This is a genomic window from Vulcanococcus sp., assembly GCF_044369115.1.
GTDB lineage: Bacteria > Cyanobacteriota > Cyanobacteriia > PCC-6307 > Cyanobiaceae > Vulcanococcus.
Genome location: NZ_JBIPMN010000256.1, coordinates 1 through 2,561, shown reverse-complemented (window position 1 = coordinate 2,561; position 2,561 = coordinate 1). Strand labels below are relative to the sequence as shown.

General features: G+C 65.3%; 1 protein-coding gene and 2 pseudogenes. 2 read left to right on the top strand and 1 reads right to left on the bottom strand.

Annotation, left to right across the window (positions count from 1 at the left end):
* Nucleotides 1-106: pseudogene (locus ACIQ2E_RS14115) on the bottom strand (transposase); the annotation flags it as partial.
* 94 nt (nt 107-200) lie between these two features.
* On the opposite strand from ACIQ2E_RS14115, the gene istA reads away from it, so the two are divergent.
* Nucleotides 201-1,922 carry an IS21 family transposase gene (istA, locus tag ACIQ2E_RS14110; protein WP_398331893.1) on the top strand — a complete coding sequence of 574 codons (1,722 nt, stop codon included), beginning with the start codon at nt 201-203 and terminating at the stop codon, nt 1,920-1,922.
* Nucleotides 1,825-2,484 (top strand): annotated as a pseudogene (gene istB, locus ACIQ2E_RS14105) (IS21-like element helper ATPase IstB); the annotation flags it as partial. The gene istA and the pseudogene istB, both read left to right, overlap by 98 nt.
* Nucleotides 2,485-2,561 lie beyond the last annotated feature (77 nt).

Here is a 2,561-nt window from a genome sequence, read left to right as displayed (position 1 = left end):
CCTGGCAGATACGGCTCACCTCGGATTTGGAGATACCGCTGGCACCGCCCAGCGCCTCCACCAGAGCATCGACCTTCCGGGTGGAGATCCCGCCGGTGTAGGCCTTGTTCGGCGACGATTAGATAGGCGGGACCGCGCAACTACATAGGCGGGTCTCAGAACGCGACAACAGGGCTCAGGTCATGGACTGGAGCCCCGCGATGCCCGCCCCTCTGTCGTTGCGGATCAAGGAGCAGTACATGGCCAAACGGGCCCGTGGCCTGAGCCAGCAGATCGCCGCGGATGCGGTGGGGATTTCGGTGCGCAGTGCTCAGCGCATCGACCGGGGTGAGTTGCAGCCCGAGGGCCAACAGCAGCAGCGCGGTCGCCATTGGCGTACCCGCGCCGATCCACTGGCTGAGGTCTGGGAGAATGTGTTGCTGCCCATGCTGGAGAAGGCACCGCAGCTCGAACCCCAGACGCTGCTGCTGCACCTGGAGCGCAGCTTCCCTGGTCAGGAGTGGTACCGCCGCAAGCGCACCCTGCAGCGACGGGTTGAGCAGTGGAAGGCTCTCCACGGCCCCAGCCGTGACGTGATGTTCCTGCAGGAGCACGGCCCCGGTGTGCTCGGGATCTCCGATTTCACCCAGCTCAAGGGTGATCCCATCACCATCGCCGGTGCGGCGTTTGAGCACCGGCTGTTCCACTTCCGCCTGCCCTACTCGGGCTGGTGCCATGTGGAGGTGATCCACGGCGGGGAGAGCTTTGTCGCTCTCTCAGAAGCTCTCCAGAATGCCCTTGCGTTCTGCGGCGGGGTACCGGCAGAACACCGCACCGACAGCCTCAGCGCCTGCTTCCGCAACCGTGACGGCTCCTATGCCGGCGACTACACGAGCCGTTACCGCGAGCTCTGCGCCCACCTGGGGGTGATCGCCAGCCGCAACAACCGCGGTGTGGCCCACGAGAACGGTGCGATCGAGGGTCCGCACCGCCACTGGAAGCGGCGGCTGGAGCAGCAGCTGATCCAACGCGGCAATAGGGATTTCGAGACAGAGGCGGAGTACCGCCAGCTGGTGGCACAGGTCACGGCAACGCTCAACAGCCGCCATGAGGTAGCCGGGAAGCTGGAGATCGAGCGGTTGCACCTGCAGCCGCTGCCGGTGGAGCGCTTTGCCGATTACGAGCCGTTGGTGGTGCGGGTGCGGAGCACCAGCACGATCGAGGTGCGTTGCGTCACCTACAGCGTCCCCTCAAGGCTGATCGGTCAGCAACTCACGGTGCATCTGCGCCATGACCGGCTGGATCTGTTCCTGCGCAGCCAGTTCGTGGAGACCCTGCCGCGCTTGCATCGGCGCGCCGGGGTGAGTGGTCCATGGCGGCGGATTGATTTCCGCCATGTGATCGAGAGTCTGCGCCGTAAGCCCAGAGCACTGCTGCGGGCCCAGCTGCAGAACGTCCTGCTCCCCGGTGATCGATGGCGCCAGTTATGGCGAGCACTGCTGGCAGCCCTACCGCCGGATGAGGCGGCCAAGGTGATGGTCGATGCGCTGCACGTCGCCGCCAAAACGGACGACCTCGCCGGTGTGGAGCGGTACCTGCGCCGAGCACTCCGCAGCGGCGACCTCAGCCTCAGCTGCCTGCGTGATCACTACGGCCTGCGGCCACCGCGGGGCCTTACGGCTTTGCCACAACTCGACATCCCTGAACATCACCTGAGCAGCTATGACGAACTCCTGGGTCGAACCTCCCAGCCGGCCGGCACTGGAGAGTGCCCTGCCATCGCTGTTGAAACAGCTGCGCCTGGCACAGTTCCGCAGCCAGTGGCAAGCGGCCGAACAACAGGCCCAGGCCGACGGTTGGAGTCCAGCCAGCTACCTCTACGTCCTGGCGGAGCAGGAACACCAGCAACGCCACCAGGCGCGGCTGCGGCGGCTGTTGCATGAGGCGCAGCTGCCCTGGCCCAAAACCCTGGCGGACTACGACTGGGAGGCCATCCCGGATCTCGATCGCGGCCAGATCGAGCAGCTCGCCCATGACACCGGCTGGATCGATCGGGCTGAGAACCTGCTGCTGTTTGGTCCCAGCGGTGTGGGCAAAACCCACCTGGCCTCGGGGATCTGCCGCAGCCTGATCGCACTGGATCGTTCAGCCCGCTTTTTCACCGGCACCGCCCTGGTGCAGCACCTGCAGCAGGCCAAGGCGGACTACGCCCTGGCCAAGGCGCTGAACAAACTCGATCGCTACAGCCTGCTCGTCATTGACGACATCGGCTACGTGCGCAAGGACGAGGCCGAGACCTCGGTGCTGTTCGAGCTGGTGATGCACCGCTACGAACGCCGCTCGCTGCTGGTGACGAGCAACCAGCCGTTCAGCGAATGGGAGAACGTCTTCTCTACCAGTGCGATGACCGTGGCTGCTGTGGACCGGCTGGTGGATCACAGCACCATCGTCCAAATAAGTGGCGAGAGTTACCGCCGCAAACGGGCACGGCGTTCAGCGTCCTGACCAGGCGTCAATTACCCGCCAACCGCGCCCGAAAGCTGGCGCCGTCCATGCCCCTGCAATGACAGGGGCATGGACCC